Consider the following 18,202-nt stretch of genomic DNA (forward strand, 5'->3'; position numbering starts at 1 on the left):
AGCATGCTCTTTTTTCGAACCCTATTCGATAAGGGCTTTTCTTTATTTACCACGCCGATCCTTGATTTCAAGCAGGAAGTCGATGGTGAACGGGCTGTGCGGTCTAGTCATGAGTGCGCTTATCAAGCTGAGAAGCAGACATGAGGGGTGAGGTTAAGTTGGCAGGACAACTTGTTCAGTATGGTCGACGCACGCGTAGGAGCTATAACCGGATTCACGAAGTGCTCGAGGTTCCGAACTTGATTGAAATCCAACAAAAGTCTTACGAGAAGTTTTTGGACAGCGATCTGCTGGAGCTCTTCCAGGACATTTCGCCGATCCAGGACTTCACGGGAAATCTTTCGTTGGAATTCATCGATTACAGTCTCGGAGAGCCGAAGTATTCGGTCGATGAGTCGAAAGAACGCGACGTTACGTATGCCGCGCCGCTGCGCGTTAAGGTAAGGCTCCTTAACAAGGAAACAGGCGAGGTCAAGGAACAGGAAGTGTTCATGGGCGATTTTCCGCTGATGACCGAGACGGGCACCTTCATCATCAATGGTGCGGAGCGCGTCATCGTCAGCCAATTGGTACGCTCACCCAGCGTCTACTTCAGCACGAAGGTCGACAAGAACGGCAAGCGCACCTACACGGCTACCGTCATTCCGAACCGGGGCGCCTGGCTGGAGCTCGAGACCGACGCCAAGGACATCATCTATGTGCGCATCGACCGTACCCGGAAAATTCCGGTAACGGTGCTTCTTCGCGCCCTCGGCTTCGGCACCGATGCCGAGATTCTGGACTTGCTCGGACAGGACGAGTACATCAAGAATACGCTGGACAAGGACAACACGGACTCGACGGAGAAAGCTCTGATCGAGATCTACGAGCGCCTTCGTCCGGGCGAGCCGCCGACGCTGGACAACGCCAAGAGCTTGCTCGTCGCGCGCTTCTTCGACCCGAAACGCTATGATCTGGCCAACGTCGGCCGGTACAAGATCAATAAAAAGCTTCATATCAAGAACCGCCTCTTCAATCAGCGCCTGGCGGAAACGCTTGTGGACACCTCGACTGGCGAGATTCTGGCCGAAGCCGGCCAGATGATCGACCGCCGCCTGCTCGACGAGCTGCTCCCTCATCTGGAGAACAAGCTCAGCAGCAAGGTGCACCAGGTCGCGGGCGGCGTCATGGATGCGAATAGTATCCCACTCCAGACGATCAGCGTATTCGCGCCGAACGAAGATGGCAAAATCATCAAAGTCATCTCCAACGACGTCATCGACAAATCCGTCAAGCACATCACGCCGGCGGACATCATTTCGTCGATCAACTATTTCATCAACCTGCTGCACGGCGTAGGCAGCACGGACGACATCGACCATCTCGGCAACCGCCGCCTCCGTTCCGTAGGCGAGCTGCTGCAGAACCAGTTCCGCATCGGCCTCTCCCGCATGGAGCGCGTCGTGCGCGAGCGCATGTCGATCCAGGACGCCAACGCCATCACGCCGCAGGCGCTCATCAATATTCGTCCGGTCATCGCGTCGATCAAGGAGTTCTTCGGCTCCTCGCAGCTGTCGCAGTTCATGGACCAGACGAACCCGCTGGCCGAGCTGACGCATAAGCGCCGTCTGTCCGCTCTCGGACCGGGCGGTCTGACACGCGAGCGCGCCGGCATGGAAGTCCGCGACGTCCACCATTCCCACTATGGCCGGATGTGCCCGATCGAGACGCCGGAGGGACCGAACATCGGTCTGATCAACTCCTTGTCCAGCTTCGCCCGCATCAACGAGTACGGCTTCATCGAGGCTCCGTACCGCTGGGTCGATCCGAAAACGGGCGTCGTCACCGAGCAGATCGCCTATCTGACGGCAGATGAAGAGGACAACTACGTCATCGCCCAGGCGAACGCGCTGCTCGGAGAAGACAGCCGGTTCATCGACGATCAGGTCATCGTCCGCTACAACAAGCAGGCCGACAACATCCTGACGATGCCGACCGAGCGCGTCGACTACATGGACGTCTCGCCGAAGCAGGTCGTTTCGGTCGCGACGGCGCTCATTCCGTTCCTCGAGAACGATGACTCCAACCGCGCGCTCATGGGCTCCAACATGCAGCGGCAAGCGGTGCCGCTCCTCATTCCGAAGGCGCCGCTCGTCGGCACCGGCATGGAGCACAAGTCGGCCAAGGACTCGGGCGTCTGCATCGTGTCCAAGCACGACGGCGTCATCGAGCGCGCCTCGGCCAATGAAATCTGGGTGCGCCGCGTCGAGAACGTCGACGGCAAGCAGGTGACGGGAGATCTCATCAAGCACAAGCTGCACAAGTTCACCCGCTCCAACCAAGGCACCTGCATCAACCAGCGTCCGCTCGCCCGCAAAGGCGATATCGTCAAAAAAGGCGACATCCTCGCGGACGGCCCGTCCACGGAGCAGGGCGAGCTCGCGCTCGGCCGCAACGTCGTCGTCGCGTTCATGACCTGGGAAGGCTACAACTACGAGGATGCGATCCTGCTCAGCGAGAAGCTGGTCAAGGAAGACGTATACACGTCCATCCACATTGAGGAATACGAGTCCGAAGCCCGCGACACGAAGCTCGGACCCGAAGAGATCACCCGCGACATCCCGAACGTCGGCGAAGAGGCGCTTAAAAACCTCGACGAGCGCGGCATCATCCGCGTCGGCGCGGAGATCAGCGCCGGAGACATCCTCGTCGGCAAGGTAACGCCTAAAGGCGTGACGGAGCTGACCGCGGAAGAGCGCCTGCTGCACGCCATCTTCGGCGAGAAGGCGCGCGAGGTCCGCGACACGAGCCTGCGCGTGCCGCACGGCACCGACGGCATCGTCGTCGACGTCAAGGTGTTCACCCGCGAGAACGGCGACGAGCTGCCGCCGGGCGTCAACCAGCTGGTGCGCGTCTACATCGCGCAGAAGCGGAAGATTTCCGAAGGCGACAAAATGGCCGGACGCCACGGCAACAAGGGCGTCATCGCCCGCATCCTGCCGGAAGAAGACATGCCGTTCCTGCCGGACGGCACGCCGGTCGAGGTCGTTCTCAACCCGCTGGGCGTTCCTTCCCGGATGAATATCGGCCAGGTGCTGGAAGTCCACCTCGGCATGGCGTGCAAGCGCCTCGGCATCCACGCGGCTACGCCGGTATTCGACGGAGCGCGCGAGTATGACGTCTTCGACACGATGGAAGAAGCCGGCATGCAGCGCAACGGCAAGACCGTCCTGTACGACGGGCGGACCGGCGAGCGCTTCGAGCGCGAAGTTACGGTCGGCGTCATGTACATGATCAAGCTGGCGCACATGGTCGACGACAAGATCCACGCCCGCTCCACGGGTCCTTACTCCCTCGTTACGCAGCAGCCGCTCGGCGGCAAGGCCCAGTTCGGCGGCCAGCGCTTCGGCGAGATGGAGGTATGGGCGCTGGAGGCATACGGCGCGGCGTATACCCTGCAGGAGATTCTGACGGTCAAGTCCGACGACGTCGTCGGCCGCGTCAAGACCTACGAGTCGATCGTCAAGGGCGAGAACGTGCCGGAGCCTGGCGTTCCGGAGTCGTTCAAGGTCCTCATCAAGGAGCTGCAGTCCCTCGGCATGGACGTCAAGATCCTCAACGAGAACGAGGACGAGATCGAGATGAAGGAAATCGACGACGAGGAAGAGGGCACGGGCGACAAGCTCAACCTGAACCTGGAAGGCGCCGAAGCAGGCGTGGAATAAGAGCCATACTTGAATGAAGGAGGGTTGCTCCTTGTTGGACGTGAACAACTTCGAGTACATGAAGATCGGCCTTGCATCGCCGGAAAAGATTCGCTCTTGGTCCCGCGGAGAAGTCAAGAAGCCCGAGACCATTAACTATAGGACGCTCAAGCCGGAGAAAGAAGGTCTCTTCTGCGAGAAGATCTTCGGACCGACCAAGGACTGGGAGTGCCATTGCGGCAAGTACAAGCGCGTGCGCTACAAAGGCGTCGTCTGCGACCGCTGCGGCGTAGAAGTCACTCGCGCCAAAGTCCGCCGCGAGCGGATGGGCCATATCGAGCTCGCCGCTCCGGTCTCCCATATCTGGTACTTCAAAGGCATCCCGAGCCGGATGGGGCTGGCGCTGGACATGTCGCCCCGCTCGCTCGAGGAAATCATCTACTTCGCCAGCTACGTCGTCACCGATCCGGGCGAGACGCCGCTGGAGAAGAAGCAGCTGCTCTCCGAAAAGGAATACCGCAGCTACCGCGAGAAGTACGGCTACGGCTTCCATGCCGGCATGGGCGCCGAGGCGGTCAAGAAGCTGCTCCAGGACATCGACGTGGAGCGCGAGCTCGACCAGCTGAAGGAAGAGCTGCGCACGGCCCAAGGCCAGCGCCGCAACCGCGCCATCAAGCGTCTTGAGGTCATCGAGGCGTTCCGCCATTCCGGCAACAAGCCGGATTGGATGATCCTCGACGTGCTCCCGGTCATTCCGCCGGAGCTCCGTCCGATGGTCCAGCTCGACGGCGGCCGCTTCGCGACCTCCGACCTCAACGACCTGTATCGCCGGGTCATCAACCGCAACAACCGTCTGAAGCGCCTGCTCGACCTTGGCGCGCCGGACATTATCGTACAGAACGAGAAGCGGATGCTGCAGGAAGCCGTCGATGCCCTCATCGACAACGGCCGCCGCGGCCGTCCGGTCACCGGACCGGGCAACCGTCCGCTGAAGTCCCTCAGCCACATGCTGAAGGGCAAGCAAGGCCGCTTCCGGCAAAACCTGCTCGGCAAGCGCGTCGACTACTCCGGCCGTTCGGTTATCGTCGTCGGCCCGAACCTGAAGATGTACCAATGCGGTCTTCCGAAGGAGATGGCGCTGGAGCTGTTCAAGCCTTTCGTCATGAAAGAGCTCGTGAACAAAGGCCTCGCGCATAACATCAAAAGTGCGAAGCGCAAGGTCGAGCGCGTCAGCGCCGAGGTGTGGGATGTGCTCGAGGAAGTCATCAAGGAGCATCCGGTCCTGCTGAACCGCGCTCCTACGCTTCACCGTCTGGGCATCCAGGCGTTCGAGCCGATCCTCGTCGAAGGCAAGGCGATCAAGCTGCATCCGCTCGTATGTACGGCCTACAACGCCGACTTCGACGGCGACCAGATGGCCGTCCACGTGCCGCTGTCCGCCGAGGCCCAAGCCGAAGCGCGCCTGCTCATGCTGGCTGCCGGCAACATCCTCAACCCGAAGGACGGCAAGCCGGTCGTCACGCCTTCGCAGGATATGGTCCTGGGCTCCTTCTATCTGACGATGGACAACAAGGAAGCTCTCGGCTCCGGCTCCGTGTTCGGCACGGTCAACGAAGCGATCTCCGCCTACCAGCGCGGCATTGTCTCGCTGCATGCGCGGATCTTCATTCCGGCGAAGGTGCTTCGCAAGGACGCCTTTACGGAAGAGCAGAACCGCTCGCTCATCTCGACGACGGTCGGCAAGGTCATCTTCAACGAGATCTTCCCGAGCTCGTTCCCGTACATCAACGAGGCGACCAAGACCAACTTGATGGACGGAACGCCGGATAAATACTTCGTCTACGAAAAAGGCGCGGATCTGAACACGTTCCTCGACAACGTGCCGCAGATGGGCGCCGTCGGCAAGGAATATCTCGGCCTGCTGATCGCCGAGTGCTTCCGCCTGTACCATACGACGCGCACGTCCATGATCCTCGACAAGATCAAGGAGCTCGGCTTCACCTACTCCACCCGCGCGGGCATCACGGTCGCCGTCTCCGACGTCATCGTGCCTCCGGAGAAGGTCGAGATTCTCAAGGAATCCGACGAGAAGGTCAAGATCGTCACGAATCAGTACCGCCGCGGCCTGATTACGAACGAAGAGCGCTACGACCGCGTCATCGAGATCTGGAGCAAGACCAAGGACCAGATTACGGACATCCTCATGAAATCGATGGACCGCTACAATTCCATCATGCTCATGGTCGATTCCAAGGCACGGGGCAACAAGTCGCAGATCACCCAGCTGGGCGGCATGCGCGGCCTGATGGCGAACCCGTCCGGCCGAATCATCGAGCTTCCGATCAAGTCCAACTTCCGCGAAGGCCTGACCGTCCTCGAGTACTACATCTCGACGCACGGCGCGCGTAAAGGTCTTGCCGATACGGCGCTTCGTACCGCCGACTCCGGCTACCTGACCCGCCGGCTCGTCGACGTCGCGCAGGACGTCATCGTCCGCGAGGACGATTGCGGCTCGGACAAAGGCATCACCGTCTCCAAGATCCAGGACGGCAAGGAAGTCATCGAGGACCTGTTCGACCGCATCGAGGGACGCTACTCGTTCGAGACCGTCCGCCATCCGGAGACCGGCGAAGTCATCGTTGCCCGCAACGACCTGATCGATGCTACGAAAGCCGATGCGATCGTGAACGCCGGCATCGAGAAGCTGCAGATCCGCTCCGTGCTGAGCTGCCGCGCCCGCCACGGCGTCTGCAAGATCTGCTACGGCCGCAACCTGGCGACCGGCAAGCATGTCGAGATCGGCGAAGCCGTCGGCATCATCGCGGCGCAATCGATCGGCGAGCCGGGAACCCAGCTCACGATGCGTACATTCCATACCGGCGGCGTTGCGGGCGACGACATCACGCAAGGTTTGCCGCGTATCCAGGAGCTGTTCGAGGCGCGCAACCCGAAAGGCCAGGCCATCATCAGCGAGCTCGACGGCGTCGTCAAAAGCATCCGCGAGACGAAGGACCGCCGCGAGATCGAAGTCCAAGGCGAAGCCGAGTCGAAAGTGTATCCGGTCAGCTACGGCTCGCGGATCCGCGTGATCGAGGGCCAGCATCTGGAAGCCGGCGACGAGCTTACGGACGGCTCCATCGATCCGAAGGAAATGCTGCGCATCAAAGGCATCCGCGGAGTGCAGAATTACATTCTGCAGGAAGTCCAACGCGTCTATCGGAACCAGGGCGTAGAAATCAACGACAAGCACGTCGAGGTCATGATCAAGCAGATGCTGCGCAAGATCCGCATCGTCGATGCGGGCGACACGAAGCTGCTGCCGGGAGCATTCGTCGACGTGCATGAATACGAGGCAGCCAACCGCGAGGTGCTTCTGTCCGGCCGCGAGCCGGCGGTCGCCAAGCCGGTGCTGCTCGGCATCACCAAAGCCTCGCTGGAGACGGACTCCTTCCTCTCCGCAGCTTCCTTCCAGGAGACGACCCGCGTCCTTACCGACGCCGCTATCAAAGGCAAGGTCGACCAGCTGCTTGGACTCAAGGAGAACGTCATCATCGGCAAGCTGATTCCGGCGGGTACGGGCATGAACCGTTACCGCAGCATCCGCTTCGTCGGCCAGGAGGACGAAATCCAAACGACCGGCGAGGAGCTCGGCGAGTCGGTCGCGGTCGAGTCCTAAGCCCAAGGCGGCAAGCTTCTCCAGAGCGGCAGCTGACCATGCCATGCGGTCAGCTGCCGCTGCTGCGAGGCTTGACATGCGGCGCGAAAGAATGGACGAGTCTTCTTGACATGGACATTCGACTAGTGGTAGTATATCGAAGTGTGCCTGTGACTGAACTCTTGTACATGGTTAGGGATGGTGAATCCTTTGGCTTACAAGATTGGCACGAAACAGACGACCAAGACGTTGGAATCGCGTCAAGCGATCGGCGTTTATGTGGCTCGGGATGCGGATCCTAAGCTCACTCGCGGCATTGTCGCGCAGAGCGAGAAGGACGGCGTGCCGGTCAGGTGGTTCGACAGCATGGCGGAGCTCGGCAAGGAATGCGGGATCGACGTCGGCGCTGCGATGGCCGCAGTCGTACTGGATGAAAAGTAGGAACGATGTTTTTGCCGGCAGGAAGATCGAGATTTCGGACGACTGCGCAGGCAAAAACTTTTGTTTGTCCAAAGATGAACCGCCTGGACCTGTGGGCTTAAATAATGAGCAGAATGCAGTTCAGCGTTTCATGAATTATGGGAAGGGGGTGGCAACCGACATGCCAACTATCAACCAACTGGTCCGCAAAGGCCGTCAAGCTAAAGTGGTCAAGTCCAAATCGCCAGCACTGCAACGGGGTTTCAACGCCCTGAAACGTGAGGCTACGGAAATCAGCGCTCCTCAAAAACGTGGTGTCTGCACCCGTGTAGGTACGATGACTCCGAAAAAACCGAACTCCGCGCTTCGTAAGTATGCCCGTGTTCGTCTGACGAACAAAGTAGAGGTAACGGCTTACATTCCGGGTATCGGTCACAACCTCCAGGAGCACAGCGTCGTGCTGATCCGCGGCGGACGTGTAAAAGACCTTCCAGGCGTACGCTATCACATCGTTCGCGGCGCGCTCGACACGGCAGGCGTGAACAACCGTAAGCAAGCTCGCTCCAAGTACGGCGCGAAGCGTCCGAAAGTGAAGAAATAAGATTCGATTCATTTATACCAATAAGTATGAGGGAAAGGGGGACTTGCTACATGCCACGCAAAGGTCCTGTAACAAAACGCGACGTACTGCCGGATCCGATTTACAACAGCAAGCTCGTTACGCGTCTCATTAACCGCATCATGATCGACGGCAAACGCGGTGTTGCTGCAACACTGCTGTACGATGCCTTCAAACTGATTCAAGAACGTTCCGGCAAAGATCCGATGGAAGTGTTCGAAGCAGCCCTGAAGAACATCATGCCTGTACTGGAAGTTAAAGCTCGCCGCGTAGGCGGCTCGAACTACCAAGTGCCGATCGAAGTGAAGCCTGAGCGCCGTACCGCTCTCGGTCTTCGCTGGCTCGTGAACTACTCCCGCAATCGCGGCGAGAGAACGATGGAAGAGCGTCTGGCTGCTGAAATTCTCGACGCATCCAACAACACGGGCGCTGCGGTTAAGAAGCGCGAAGATACGCACAAAATGGCAGAGGCGAACAAGGCGTTCGCTCACTACCGCTGGTAGAATCCTAAAGCAGTACCAATTTGAAAGGAGACATTCCAATGGCAAGAGAGTTCTCCTTGGCAAATACGCGTAACATCGGGATCATGGCGCATATTGATGCGGGCAAGACCACGACCACGGAACGGATCCTGTTCTACACAGGCCGTACCCACAAAATCGGCGAAGTGCATGAAGGCGCGGCGACGATGGACTGGATGGAGCAGGAACAAGAGCGCGGCATCACGATTACGTCTGCCGCGACGACTGCTCAGTGGAAGGGCAACCGCATCAATATCATCGACACCCCGGGACACGTTGACTTCACCGTTGAAGTCGAGCGTTCCCTGCGCGTATTGGACGGGGCGGTTGGTGTATTCAGTGCGAAAGAAGGCGTAGAACCTCAGTCCGAAACCGTATGGCGTCAGGCTGACCGTTACAACGTTCCTCGGATTGCTTACATCAACAAAATGGACATCATCGGCGCGGACTTCCTGAATGTCATCAAAGACATGCGGGAACGCCTGCAAGCCAATGCTGTTGCGATCCAACTGCCGATCGGCGCCGAGAACGATTTCGTCGGCGTGGTCGACCTGGTGGAACGCGTCGCCTACAAATACAAAGACGACCTCGGCAAAGATCCGGAGCAAGTCGAGATCCCAGCCGATCTGGTCGATCAAGCAGAAGTACTCCGTGCGGAACTGGTTGAGAGAGTGGCCGAGCTGGACGAAGAACTCATGATGAAGTATCTGGAAGGCGAAGAAATTTCCGTTCCAGAACTTAAAGCAGCGCTCCGCAAGGGCGTTGTCGAAGTGAAGATCTTCCCTGTCATCGCTGGCTCCTCTTACCGTAACAAAGGCGTGCAAATGATGCTGGATGCCGTAGTCGACTACCTGCCGGCTCCGATCGACGTTCCAGCGATCAAGGGCACCCTTGAAGACGGAACCGAGACGACTCGCGAGTCTTCCGACGAAGCGCCGTTCGCGGCTCTCGCATTCAAGATCATGACGGATCCGTTCGTCGGAAAACTGACCTTCTTCCGCGTTTACTCCGGCGTATTGAACTCCGGTTCCTACGTTGTCAACGCCACGAAGGACAAGCGCGAGCGGGTCGGCCGTATTCTTCAAATGCATGCGAACAGCCGTCAGGAGATCAGCTCGGTCTACGCCGGCGACATCGCCGCAGCCGTAGGCCTTAAAGATACGACGACGGGCGACACGCTTTGCGACGAGAAGAATCCGGTCATCCTTGAATCCATGAACTTCCCTGAGCCTGTCATCCAGCTCGCGGTCGAGCCGAAAACCAAGGCTGACCAAGACAAGATGGGCATCGCTCTGCAGAAGCTCTCGGAAGAGGATCCGACGTTCCGCGCTCATACGGACGAAGAAACGGGTCAAACGATCATCGCGGGCATGGGTGAGCTTCACCTGGAGATCCTCGTTGACCGCATGCTCCGTGAATTCAAAGTAGAGACGAACGTCGGCAAGCCGCAAGTCGCTTACCGTGAGACCTTCCGTCAAGCGGCTAAAGTCGAAGGCAAATTCGTTCGTCAATCCGGCGGCCGCGGTCAATTCGGCCACGTATGGATCGAATTCGAGCCGCTCGAGCCAGGCAGCGGTTTTGTCTTCGAGAACAAAGTCGTCGGCGGCGTCGTTCCTCGCGAATTCATCGGCCCGACTCAAGCGGGTATCGAAGAGGCCATGAAAAACGGTGTCCTCGCCGGCTTCCCGCTCGTCGACATCAAAGCTACGATCTTCGACGGTTCGTACCATGACGTCGACTCCTCGGAGATGGCGTTCAAGATCGCAGGCTCCATGGCCCTCAAAGCCGCGAAAGACAAATGTAAGCCTGTCATTCTCGAGCCGATCATGAAGGTCGAAGTCACGATTCCGGAAGAGTACATGGGCGACGTCATGGGCATGCTGAACTCCCGTCGCGGACGCATTGAAGGCATGGATTCGCGCGGTGGCGCGCAAATCGTACGTGCCAAGGTGCCTCTTGCCGAGATGTTCGGTTACTCCACGACTCTGCGTTCCGGTACTCAAGGACGCGGCGTGTTCTCCATGGAGCTGTCGCACTATGAAGAAGTTCCAAAATCGATCCAGGAAGAGATTGTCTCCAAGAGCAAATCGGAGTAATCTCAAGATAGGTTCGCTGTGACAGGCCGTGCCTGCCGCTCGAGCGGTGAACGGTCTGTCACCTAACATAAACTTTCCTGACCTTGAAGGAGGATTAAGTTCAATGGCAAAGGCTAAATTTGAACGTACTAAACCCCACGTTAACATTGGCACCATCGGTCACGTCGACCACGGCAAAACGACGCTGACGGCTGCCATCACGACGGTTCTTTCCAAAAAATACGGCGGCGCGGCAATCGCGTTCGACCAAATCGACAAAGCTCCAGAAGAGCGCGAGCGCGGCATCACGATCTCGACGGCACACGTCGAGTACGAGACGCCTAACCGCCACTACGCTCACGTTGACTGCCCAGGCCACGCCGACTATGTTAAAAACATGATCACCGGCGCAGCTCAAATGGACGGCGCGATCCTGGTTGTATCCGCAGCTGACGGCCCTATGCCGCAAACGCGCGAGCACATCCTGCTCTCCCGCCAAGTCGGCGTTCCTTACATCGTCGTATTCCTGAACAAATGCGACATGGTTGAAGACGAAGAGCTCCTCGAGCTGGTTGAGATGGAAGTTCGCGACCTCCTCAACGAGTACGAGTTCCCAGGCGACGACACGCCGATCATCCGCGGCGCTGCTCGTGAAGCCCTGCAAAACCCAGACGGTCCATGGGCTGATAAAATCATCGAGCTCTTCGAGCAAGTTGATACGTACATCCCGACTCCTGAGCGCGACACGGCGAAGCCTTTCCTGATGCCAGTCGAGGACGTGTTCACGATCACGGGCCGCGGTACGGTTGCAACTGGCCGTATCGACCGCGGTACGGTCAAAGTCTCCGACGAGGTCGAAATCATCGGTCTTGCTGAAGAATCCCGCAAATCCGTCGTTACGGGCGTTGAAATGTTCCGTAAGCTGATGGACTCCGCTCAAGCTGGCGACAACATCGGCGCCCTGCTTCGCGGCGTTGACCGTAAAGACATCGAGCGCGGACAAGTTCTGGCCAAGCCAGGCTCCGTTAAGCCGCACACGAACTTCACGGCTCAAATCTACGTCCTGACCAAAGAAGAGGGCGGACGCCACAAGCCTTTCTTCACGGGCTACCGTCCACAGTTCTACTTCCGCACGACGGACGTAACGGGCATCATCAACCTGCCGGAAGGTACGGAAATGGTTATGCCTGGCGACAACATCACCGTTACGGTTGAGCTGATCGCTCCAATCGCAATCGAAGAAGGCACGCGCTTCTCGATCCGCGAAGGCGGCCGTACGGTAGGCGCTGGCGCCGTAGCAACAATCCAAAAATAAGCTTTCTGCAGCGTCAGCTGCAGCTTGCAAAATCCCCTGCCTCTCAGGCAGGGGATTTTTGTTTGAACGATTGGATTCGATTCACTCCATTATTATAGAAGAAACACGATCCGATCGAAGGAATCGAGGATGGAGCGAAAACGGCTTCCGGCATGGGAAAGGCAATGCAGCGCGGCAAGCTGGCATTTCCATGTTGCAATCGCCCATCCAACGTGATAAACTATTGTCTGTTGGTCTGTGACGTTGCGATGATGCGGGAGGTTGCTGACACACCCGGCTCCTTTGCCATGGAGCGTGTGGGAGGAGTTCTCGCGGAGTATGTCCGATACTAAATTGGGCGATAGAAGGAGGGACTTATATGGCAAAGCAAAAGATTCGTATTCGCTTGAAAGCATACGATCACCGCATTCTTGACCAGTCTGCAGAGAAAATCGTGGAAACCGCAAAACGTTCCGGAGCAGGTGTTTCTGGACCGATTCCGCTTCCGACGGAAAAGCAAATCATCACCATTCTCCGTGCAGTACACAAGTACAAGGATTCGCGCGAGCAATTCGAGCAGCGTACGCACAAGCGTCTGATCGATATTGTGAACCCGACTCCGCAAACGGTTGATGCGCTGATGCGTCTGGACCTGCCGTCCGGTGTCGATATCGAAATCAAACTGTAAGTTATCCACAAGCGAAAGCTAAGTGAGAACGAAAAGAGGTGTCAACATGAAGGGTATCTTAGGCAAAAAGATCGGTATGACGCAAGTGTTCACAGCTGAAGGTAACGTCGTGCCAGTCACGGTTATCGAAGCCGGTCCATGCGTCATCCTGCAGAAGAAAGACCAAGAGAACGACGGCTACGAGGCGGTTCAACTCGGCTTCTCCGACAAAAAGGAGAAAAACGCGACGAAACCTGCTATCGGCCATGCGAAAAAAGCCAATACGGCTCCTAAGCGCTACATTCGTGAAATTCGCGGCATTAACCTGGGCGAATATGAAGTTGGCCAAGAAATTAAAGCCGACGTATTCACGGAAGGCGAATTCGTTGACGTAACTGGCGTATCCAAGGGCAAAGGCTTCCAAGGCGTAATCAAGCGCTGGGGACAAAGCCGCGGCCCGATGGCGCACGGTTCCCGCTACCACCGCGGACCTGGTTCGATGGGCTCGATCCAAGCGAACCGCGTTCCAAAAGGCAAGCGCCTGCCAGGCCATATGGGCCACGAGACGATTACGATTCAAAAGCTTGAAGTCGTACGCGTCGATGCAGAGCGCAATGTCCTGCTGGTTAAAGGCTCTATTCCGGGCCCTAGAAACAGCTTCGTAAAAATCAAACAAACGGTGAAGAAATAAGCACCGCCTGAAGAAAGGAGGAACAAGCTATGCCTAAAGTAGCTATCTTCAACGTGAGCGGCTCCCAAGTCGGCGACATCGAACTTTCCGAGCATGTCTTCGGCATCGAGCCTAACTCGCATGTCCTGCATAGCGCCGTTCTGCTTCAGCAAGCAGCCGAGCGCGCTGGCACGCACAAGACGAAAGGACGCTCCGAAGTACGCGGCGGCGGACGCAAGCCTTGGAAACAAAAAGGCACCGGCCGCGCTCGTCAGGGCTCGATCCGCTCCCCGCAATGGGTTGGCGGCGGCACTGTCTTCGGACCGACTCCGCGCAGCTACAGCTTCAAGCTGCCTAAGAAAGTTCGCCGTCTGGCGATTCGTTCGGCACTGTCTTCCAAAGTCATCGCAAGCGAGCTGATCGTTCTCGATCAACTGAGCTTCGAAGCTCCGAAGACGAAAGAGTTCAAAGCCGTGCTGAACAACCTCAAAGTCGGCCGCAAAGCGCTTGTCGTTACGGCTGAATTCGAGAACAACGTGGCTCTGTCCGCCCGCAATATTCCTGGAGTGAAGTTCGTCGCAGCTGATGGCATCAATGTTCTGGATGTGCTGTCGCACGACCAACTCATCATCACCAAGGATGCGGTCGAGAAAGTACAGGAGGTGCTTGCGTAATGAAGGATCCACGCGATATTATCAAGCGCCCGGTGATCACGGAACAAACGACTGAGCTCATGGGAGCAAAACGCTATGTGTTCGAAGTCGACATCCGTGCGAACAAAACCGAGATCAAATCTGCTGTCGAGCAGATCTTCAATGTAAAGGTCAGCAGCGTAAACACGCTGCGCGTGCCGGCTAAGCCGAAGCGCTACGGCCGTCATTCCGGTTACACGTCCGAGTGGAAGAAAGCCTTCGTTCAACTGAGCGAAGACAGCAAAGAGCTGGAATTCTTCGAGTCGGTCTAATCTGACGAGACAAGGAGGGAAACAAAGTGCCAATCAAGAAGTACAAACCGACTTCCCCGGCCCGTCGCGGCATGTCGGTCTCGACATTTGAAGAGATCACAACGAACGTACCGGAGAAATCGCTCCTGGCGCCGCTTTTCAAAAAAGCCGGCCGCAACAACCAGGGCAAAATTACGGTTCGCCACCACGGCGGCGGACATAAGCGCAAGTACCGCATCATCGACTTCAAGCGCAACAAGGATGGCATCGTAGGACGCGTAGCGACGATCGAGTATGATCCGAACCGCACCTCGAACATCGCGCTGATCCACTACGTCGATGGCGAGAAGCGCTACATCATCGCTCCTAAAGGCCTGAAAGTCGGCGACCAGATCGTTTCCGGTCCATCCGCCGACATCAAAGTGGGCAATGCGCTTCCACTGGAAAACATTCCGGTCGGTACGCTGATCCACAACATCGAAATGAAGCCTGGCAAAGGCGGACAACTCGTTCGCGCTGCCGGTACGGAAGCTCAGCTCCTCGGTAAAGAGGATGCATACGCGGTTATCCGTCTGACTTCCGGCGAGGTTCGCCGCATTCTGAAAACTTGCCGCGCTACGATCGGATCTGTTGGCAACGAGGATCACGAGCTCGTGAAAATCGGTAAAGCCGGCCGTTCCCGTTGGCTGGGCAAGCGTCCTGAAGTTCGCGGCGTCGTCATGAACCCGAACGATCACCCTCACGGTGGTGGTGAAGGCCGCGCTCCGATCGGACGCAAATCGCCTATGTCTCCTTGGGGCAAACCGACCCTCGGCGCCAAAACGCGGAAGAAGAAGAAAGCATCGAGCCAATATATTATTCGTCGCCGCACGAAATAATAATCGCTTGAGCGACTGCGCGTGACGTAAGTCTGCGTCACGCTAACGTCTCGAGGAAGGGAGGAACCACTTCATGGGTCGTAGTTTGAAAAAAGGTCCTTTCATCGATGGGTACCTGCTGAAAAAGGTTGAAGAACTCAACGCTGCGAACAAAAAGACGGTGATCAAAACTTGGTCCCGCCGTTCCACGATCTTCCCGCAATTCATCGGACACACGCTGGCTGTTTACGACGGCCGCAAGCACGTGCCGGTCTATGTGACGGAAGACATGGTCGGACATAAGTTCGGCGAATTCGCACCGACTCGTACCTACAAAGGTCACGACGACGACAAGAAAACGGGCAGACGCTAAGCCGCTGCCTTTCCATAATCAAGCTGTTTGAGAGGAGGTACCTGTCATGGCAGAAGCAAGAGCACATGCTAACCAAGTCCGCATCGCGCCACGCAAGGCTCAGCTCGTCGTTGATCTGATCCGCGGCAAGCAAGTCGGCGAAGCGATCGCGATCCTGCGCCACACTCCGCGCGCCGCGTCCCCGATCGTTGAGAAGCTGCTGAACTCGGCAATCGCCAACGCGGAGCACAACTACCAGCTGGACGTGAACAATCTGGTCGTATCCCAGGTATTCGTCAACCAAGGTCCGACGATGAAACGGTTCATGCCGCGCGCTATGGGACGTGCAAGCCGCATCAACAAGCGCACCAGCCACATTACGCTGGTCGTATCCGAAAAATAAGGAGGGATAACGAGTGGGTCAAAAGGTAAATCCGGTTGGTCTCCGGATCGGAGTCATCCGGGATTGGGAATCCAAATGGTACGCGGGTAAAGACTTCGGCACTCTTCTCATGGAAGATGTTCGAGTTCGCGAATTCCTTAAAGGAAAACTTAAAGACGCTGCTGTATCCCGCATCGAGATCGAGCGCGCGGCGAACCGCGTCAACGTCACGATCTACACGGCGAAGCCGGGTATGGTCATCGGCAAGGGCGGCTCCGAGGTGGAGAACCTCCGCAGCGAGCTGACTCGCATCACGGGCGGCAAAAAAGTCCACATCAACATCTCCGAAATCAAGCAAGCGGATCTGGACGCAACGCTCGTTGCCGAAAGCATCGCTCAACAGCTGGAGCGCCGGACTTCGTTCCGCCGCGCCATGAAACAAGCTCTGCAACGTTCCATGCGCGCAGGCGCAAAAGGAATCAAGACTTCGGTCAGCGGCCGTCTCGGCGGCGCAGAGATCGCTCGTCAAGAAGGATACAGCGAAGGCACCGTTCCGCTTCATACGCTGCGCGCCGACATCGACTACGGCACGGCTGAAGCCCATACGACTTACGGCCGCATCGGCGTAAAAGTGTGGATCTACCGCGGTGAAATCCTTCCTTCTAAAAAGAAAGCAGCCGTCCAGGAAGGAGGCAACTAATCATGTTGGTACCTAAACGCGTCAAACACCGCAAAGAACAACGCGGACATATGAAAGGTCGCGCTAAAGGCGGCACGGAAGTTCACTTCGGTGAATTCGGCCTGCAAGCGCTCGAACCGGGTTGGGTCACCAACCGTCAGATCGAGTCCGCTCGTATCGCTATGACCCGTTACATCAAGCGTGGCGGTAAGGTCTGGATCAAGATCTTCCCTTCCAAGCCGATCACCCAAAAGCCTCTCGAGGTGCGGATGGGTAGCGGTAAAGGTAACGTTGAGAAATGGGTTTCCGTCGTGAAGCCTGGCAAAGTGATGTTCGAGCTTGCCGGCGTATCCGAGGAAATCGCTCGCGAAGCAATGCGCCTTGCGGCCCACAAGCTCCCGGTTAAAACGAAGTTTGTGAAACGCGAAGAAGTGGGTGGTGAAGCAAATGAAAGCTAGTGAATTCCGCAACCTGACCACTGATGAGCTCAACCAAAAGGTTGCCGGCTTTAAAGAAGAGCTGTTCAACCTCCGCTTCCAACTGGCTACGGGCCAGCTGGACAACCCGACGCGCATCAGCGCCGTTCGGAAAGAAATCGCACGTGCCAAAACGGTACTGCGCCAAAGAGAACTGGGAATCAGCAGCTAATTCAGCCGCGTGCTTATACACGCCCAGCCTGAGGAAGGAGGATGAACATGAGCGAACGCAACAACCGCAAAGTTCAGATTGGCAAAGTGGTCAGCGACAAAATGGATAAAACGATCGTGGTGGCTGTAGAAACCTACAAAAAACATGATCTGTACCATAAACGCATCAAGTACACGAAGAAATTCAAAGCCCATGACGAGAACAACACCGCGAAAATCGGTGACACGGTTAAAATCATGGAAACTCGCCCGCTGTCGAAAGACAAGCGTTGGAGACTGGTCCAAGTCGTAGAAGAAGCCGTAATCCTCTAATACGATTCGACCATCAAGTTTGAAAGGAGGACATTTCAATGATTCAACCTTTTACACGCCTTGCGGTTGCTGACAACTCCGGCGCGAAAGAACTGATGTGCATCCGCGTACTGGGTGGTACGGGACGTCGTGTAGGACACATCGGTGATCTGATCGTTTGCTCGGTCAAACAAGCAACACCCGGTGGCGTTGTCAAAAAAGGCGATGTAGTCAAAGCGGTTATCGTTCGCACGAAGCGCACGGTTCGCCGCAAGGACGGTTCCTACATCGCATTCGACGAGAATGCAGCTGTTGTCGTGAAGGAAGACAAATCCCCTCGCGGTACCCGTATCTTCGGGCCAGTTGCGCGCGAACTTCGTGAAAAAGACTTCATGAAGATCGTATCGCTTGCACCGGAAGTTATCTAATCTAGCTGCGTGATTCAAG

General features: G+C 57.2%; 19 protein-coding genes. All 19 read left to right on the forward strand.

The features are described 5' to 3' along the window. The first annotated feature begins 158 nt into the window (after positions 1-158). Positions 159-3,704 (forward strand): DNA-directed RNA polymerase subunit beta, encoded by a 3,546-nt coding sequence (rpoB, locus tag B8V81_RS12585; protein WP_028598190.1) that lies wholly within the window; start codon positions 159-161, stop codon positions 3,702-3,704. Positions 3,705-3,735: 31 nt separating this feature from the next. Further along, complete coding sequence (gene rpoC / locus B8V81_RS12590) at positions 3,736-7,359, forward strand: DNA-directed RNA polymerase subunit beta' (RefSeq protein ID WP_028598191.1); 3,624 nt, start codon at positions 3,736-3,738, stop codon at positions 7,357-7,359. Between the two features lie 180 nt (positions 7,360-7,539). Then, the gene (locus B8V81_RS12595; protein WP_373864116.1) at positions 7,540-7,779 is read left to right on the forward strand and encodes a ribosomal L7Ae/L30e/S12e/Gadd45 family protein; all 240 of its coding nucleotides are present in this window, start codon (positions 7,540-7,542) and stop codon (positions 7,777-7,779) included. A gap of 160 nt (positions 7,780-7,939) precedes the next feature. Continuing rightward, positions 7,940-8,359, forward strand: a complete 420-nt coding sequence (gene rpsL / locus B8V81_RS12600; protein ID WP_028598193.1) for a 30S ribosomal protein S12 — start codon at positions 7,940-7,942, stop codon at positions 8,357-8,359. 50 nt (positions 8,360-8,409) lie between these two features. After that, a complete protein-coding gene (gene rpsG / locus B8V81_RS12605) occupies positions 8,410-8,880 on the forward strand; it encodes a 30S ribosomal protein S7 (RefSeq protein WP_028598194.1) in 471 nt (156 codons plus the stop codon). Positions 8,881-8,918: 38 nt separating this feature from the next. Further along, positions 8,919-10,994: an elongation factor G gene (fusA, locus tag B8V81_RS12610; protein ID WP_028598195.1), complete on the forward strand. Its 2,076-nt coding sequence runs from the start codon at positions 8,919-8,921 to the stop codon at positions 10,992-10,994. 103 nt (positions 10,995-11,097) lie between these two features. Then, entirely contained in the window at positions 11,098-12,288 is a 1,191-nt protein-coding gene (gene tuf, locus B8V81_RS12615) for an elongation factor Tu (protein WP_028598196.1), read from the forward strand. A 358-nt stretch (positions 12,289-12,646) separates the two neighbouring features. After that, positions 12,647-12,955 (forward strand): 30S ribosomal protein S10, encoded by a 309-nt coding sequence (rpsJ, locus tag B8V81_RS12620; protein ID WP_017692074.1) that lies wholly within the window; start codon positions 12,647-12,649, stop codon positions 12,953-12,955. A 46-nt stretch (positions 12,956-13,001) separates the two neighbouring features. Continuing rightward, a complete protein-coding gene (rplC, locus tag B8V81_RS12625) occupies positions 13,002-13,625 on the forward strand; it encodes a 50S ribosomal protein L3 (RefSeq protein WP_028598197.1) in 624 nt (207 codons plus the stop codon). 29 nt (positions 13,626-13,654) lie between these two features. Continuing rightward, positions 13,655-14,278 carry a 50S ribosomal protein L4 gene (gene rplD, locus B8V81_RS12630; protein ID WP_028598198.1) on the forward strand — a complete coding sequence of 208 codons (624 nt, stop codon included), beginning with the start codon at positions 13,655-13,657 and terminating at the stop codon, positions 14,276-14,278. After that, positions 14,278-14,568, forward strand: a complete 291-nt coding sequence (gene rplW / locus B8V81_RS12635) for a 50S ribosomal protein L23 (RefSeq protein WP_028598199.1) — start codon at positions 14,278-14,280, stop codon at positions 14,566-14,568. Before rplD ends, rplW begins: the two co-directional genes overlap by 1 nt. 26 nt (positions 14,569-14,594) lie before the next feature. Then, a complete protein-coding gene (gene rplB / locus B8V81_RS12640) occupies positions 14,595-15,425 on the forward strand; it encodes a 50S ribosomal protein L2 (protein WP_028598200.1) in 831 nt (276 codons plus the stop codon). A gap of 73 nt (positions 15,426-15,498) precedes the next feature. Beyond that, positions 15,499-15,777, forward strand: a complete 279-nt coding sequence (rpsS, locus tag B8V81_RS12645; RefSeq protein ID WP_021878327.1) for a 30S ribosomal protein S19 — start codon at positions 15,499-15,501, stop codon at positions 15,775-15,777. Between the two features lie 46 nt (positions 15,778-15,823). Further along, positions 15,824-16,159, forward strand: coding sequence for a 50S ribosomal protein L22 (gene rplV, locus B8V81_RS12650; protein WP_028598201.1), 336 nt, complete (start codon positions 15,824-15,826; stop codon positions 16,157-16,159). Between the two features lie 13 nt (positions 16,160-16,172). Beyond that, positions 16,173-16,838, forward strand: coding sequence for a 30S ribosomal protein S3 (gene rpsC, locus B8V81_RS12655; protein WP_028598202.1), 666 nt, complete (start codon positions 16,173-16,175; stop codon positions 16,836-16,838). A gap of 2 nt (positions 16,839-16,840) precedes the next feature. Next, positions 16,841-17,275, forward strand: a complete 435-nt coding sequence (gene rplP / locus B8V81_RS12660; RefSeq protein WP_028598203.1) for a 50S ribosomal protein L16 — start codon at positions 16,841-16,843, stop codon at positions 17,273-17,275. Beyond that, a complete protein-coding gene (rpmC, locus tag B8V81_RS12665) occupies positions 17,265-17,465 on the forward strand; it encodes a 50S ribosomal protein L29 (protein WP_028598204.1) in 201 nt (66 codons plus the stop codon). Before rplP ends, rpmC begins: the two co-directional genes overlap by 11 nt. Positions 17,466-17,512: 47 nt before the next feature. Then, positions 17,513-17,776 carry a 30S ribosomal protein S17 gene (rpsQ, locus tag B8V81_RS12670; protein ID WP_028598205.1) on the forward strand — a complete coding sequence of 88 codons (264 nt, stop codon included), beginning with the start codon at positions 17,513-17,515 and terminating at the stop codon, positions 17,774-17,776. Between the two features lie 38 nt (positions 17,777-17,814). Then, positions 17,815-18,183 (forward strand): 50S ribosomal protein L14, encoded by a 369-nt coding sequence (gene rplN / locus B8V81_RS12675; RefSeq protein WP_028598206.1) that lies wholly within the window; start codon positions 17,815-17,817, stop codon positions 18,181-18,183. Positions 18,184-18,202 lie beyond the last annotated feature (19 nt).

The organism is Paenibacillus pasadenensis (genome assembly GCF_002864175.1).
In the GTDB taxonomy this organism is placed as follows: Bacteria; Bacillota; Bacilli; order Paenibacillales; family Paenibacillaceae; genus Paenibacillus_O; species Paenibacillus_O pasadenensis.

Coding starts and splice junctions, on each gene's coding strand:
- rpsL (WP_028598193.1), top strand. CDS start 7,940: ATGCCAACTATCAACCAACTGGTCCGCAAAGGCCGTCAAGCTAAAGTG.
- rpsG (WP_028598194.1), top strand. CDS start 8,410: ATGCCACGCAAAGGTCCTGTAACAAAACGCGACGTACTGCCGGATCCG.
- fusA (WP_028598195.1), top strand. CDS start 8,919: ATGGCAAGAGAGTTCTCCTTGGCAAATACGCGTAACATCGGGATCATG.
- tuf (WP_028598196.1), top strand. CDS start 11,098: ATGGCAAAGGCTAAATTTGAACGTACTAAACCCCACGTTAACATTGGC.
- rpsJ (WP_017692074.1), top strand. CDS start 12,647: ATGGCAAAGCAAAAGATTCGTATTCGCTTGAAAGCATACGATCACCGC.
- rplC (WP_028598197.1), top strand. CDS start 13,002: ATGAAGGGTATCTTAGGCAAAAAGATCGGTATGACGCAAGTGTTCACA.
- rplD (WP_028598198.1), top strand. CDS start 13,655: ATGCCTAAAGTAGCTATCTTCAACGTGAGCGGCTCCCAAGTCGGCGAC.
- rplW (WP_028598199.1), top strand. CDS start 14,278: ATGAAGGATCCACGCGATATTATCAAGCGCCCGGTGATCACGGAACAA.
- rpsS (WP_021878327.1), top strand. CDS start 15,499: ATGGGTCGTAGTTTGAAAAAAGGTCCTTTCATCGATGGGTACCTGCTG.
- rplV (WP_028598201.1), top strand. CDS start 15,824: ATGGCAGAAGCAAGAGCACATGCTAACCAAGTCCGCATCGCGCCACGC.
- rplP (WP_028598203.1), top strand. CDS start 16,841: ATGTTGGTACCTAAACGCGTCAAACACCGCAAAGAACAACGCGGACAT.
- rpmC (WP_028598204.1), top strand. CDS start 17,265: ATGAAAGCTAGTGAATTCCGCAACCTGACCACTGATGAGCTCAACCAA.
- rpsQ (WP_028598205.1), top strand. CDS start 17,513: ATGAGCGAACGCAACAACCGCAAAGTTCAGATTGGCAAAGTGGTCAGC.
- rplN (WP_028598206.1), top strand. CDS start 17,815: ATGATTCAACCTTTTACACGCCTTGCGGTTGCTGACAACTCCGGCGCG.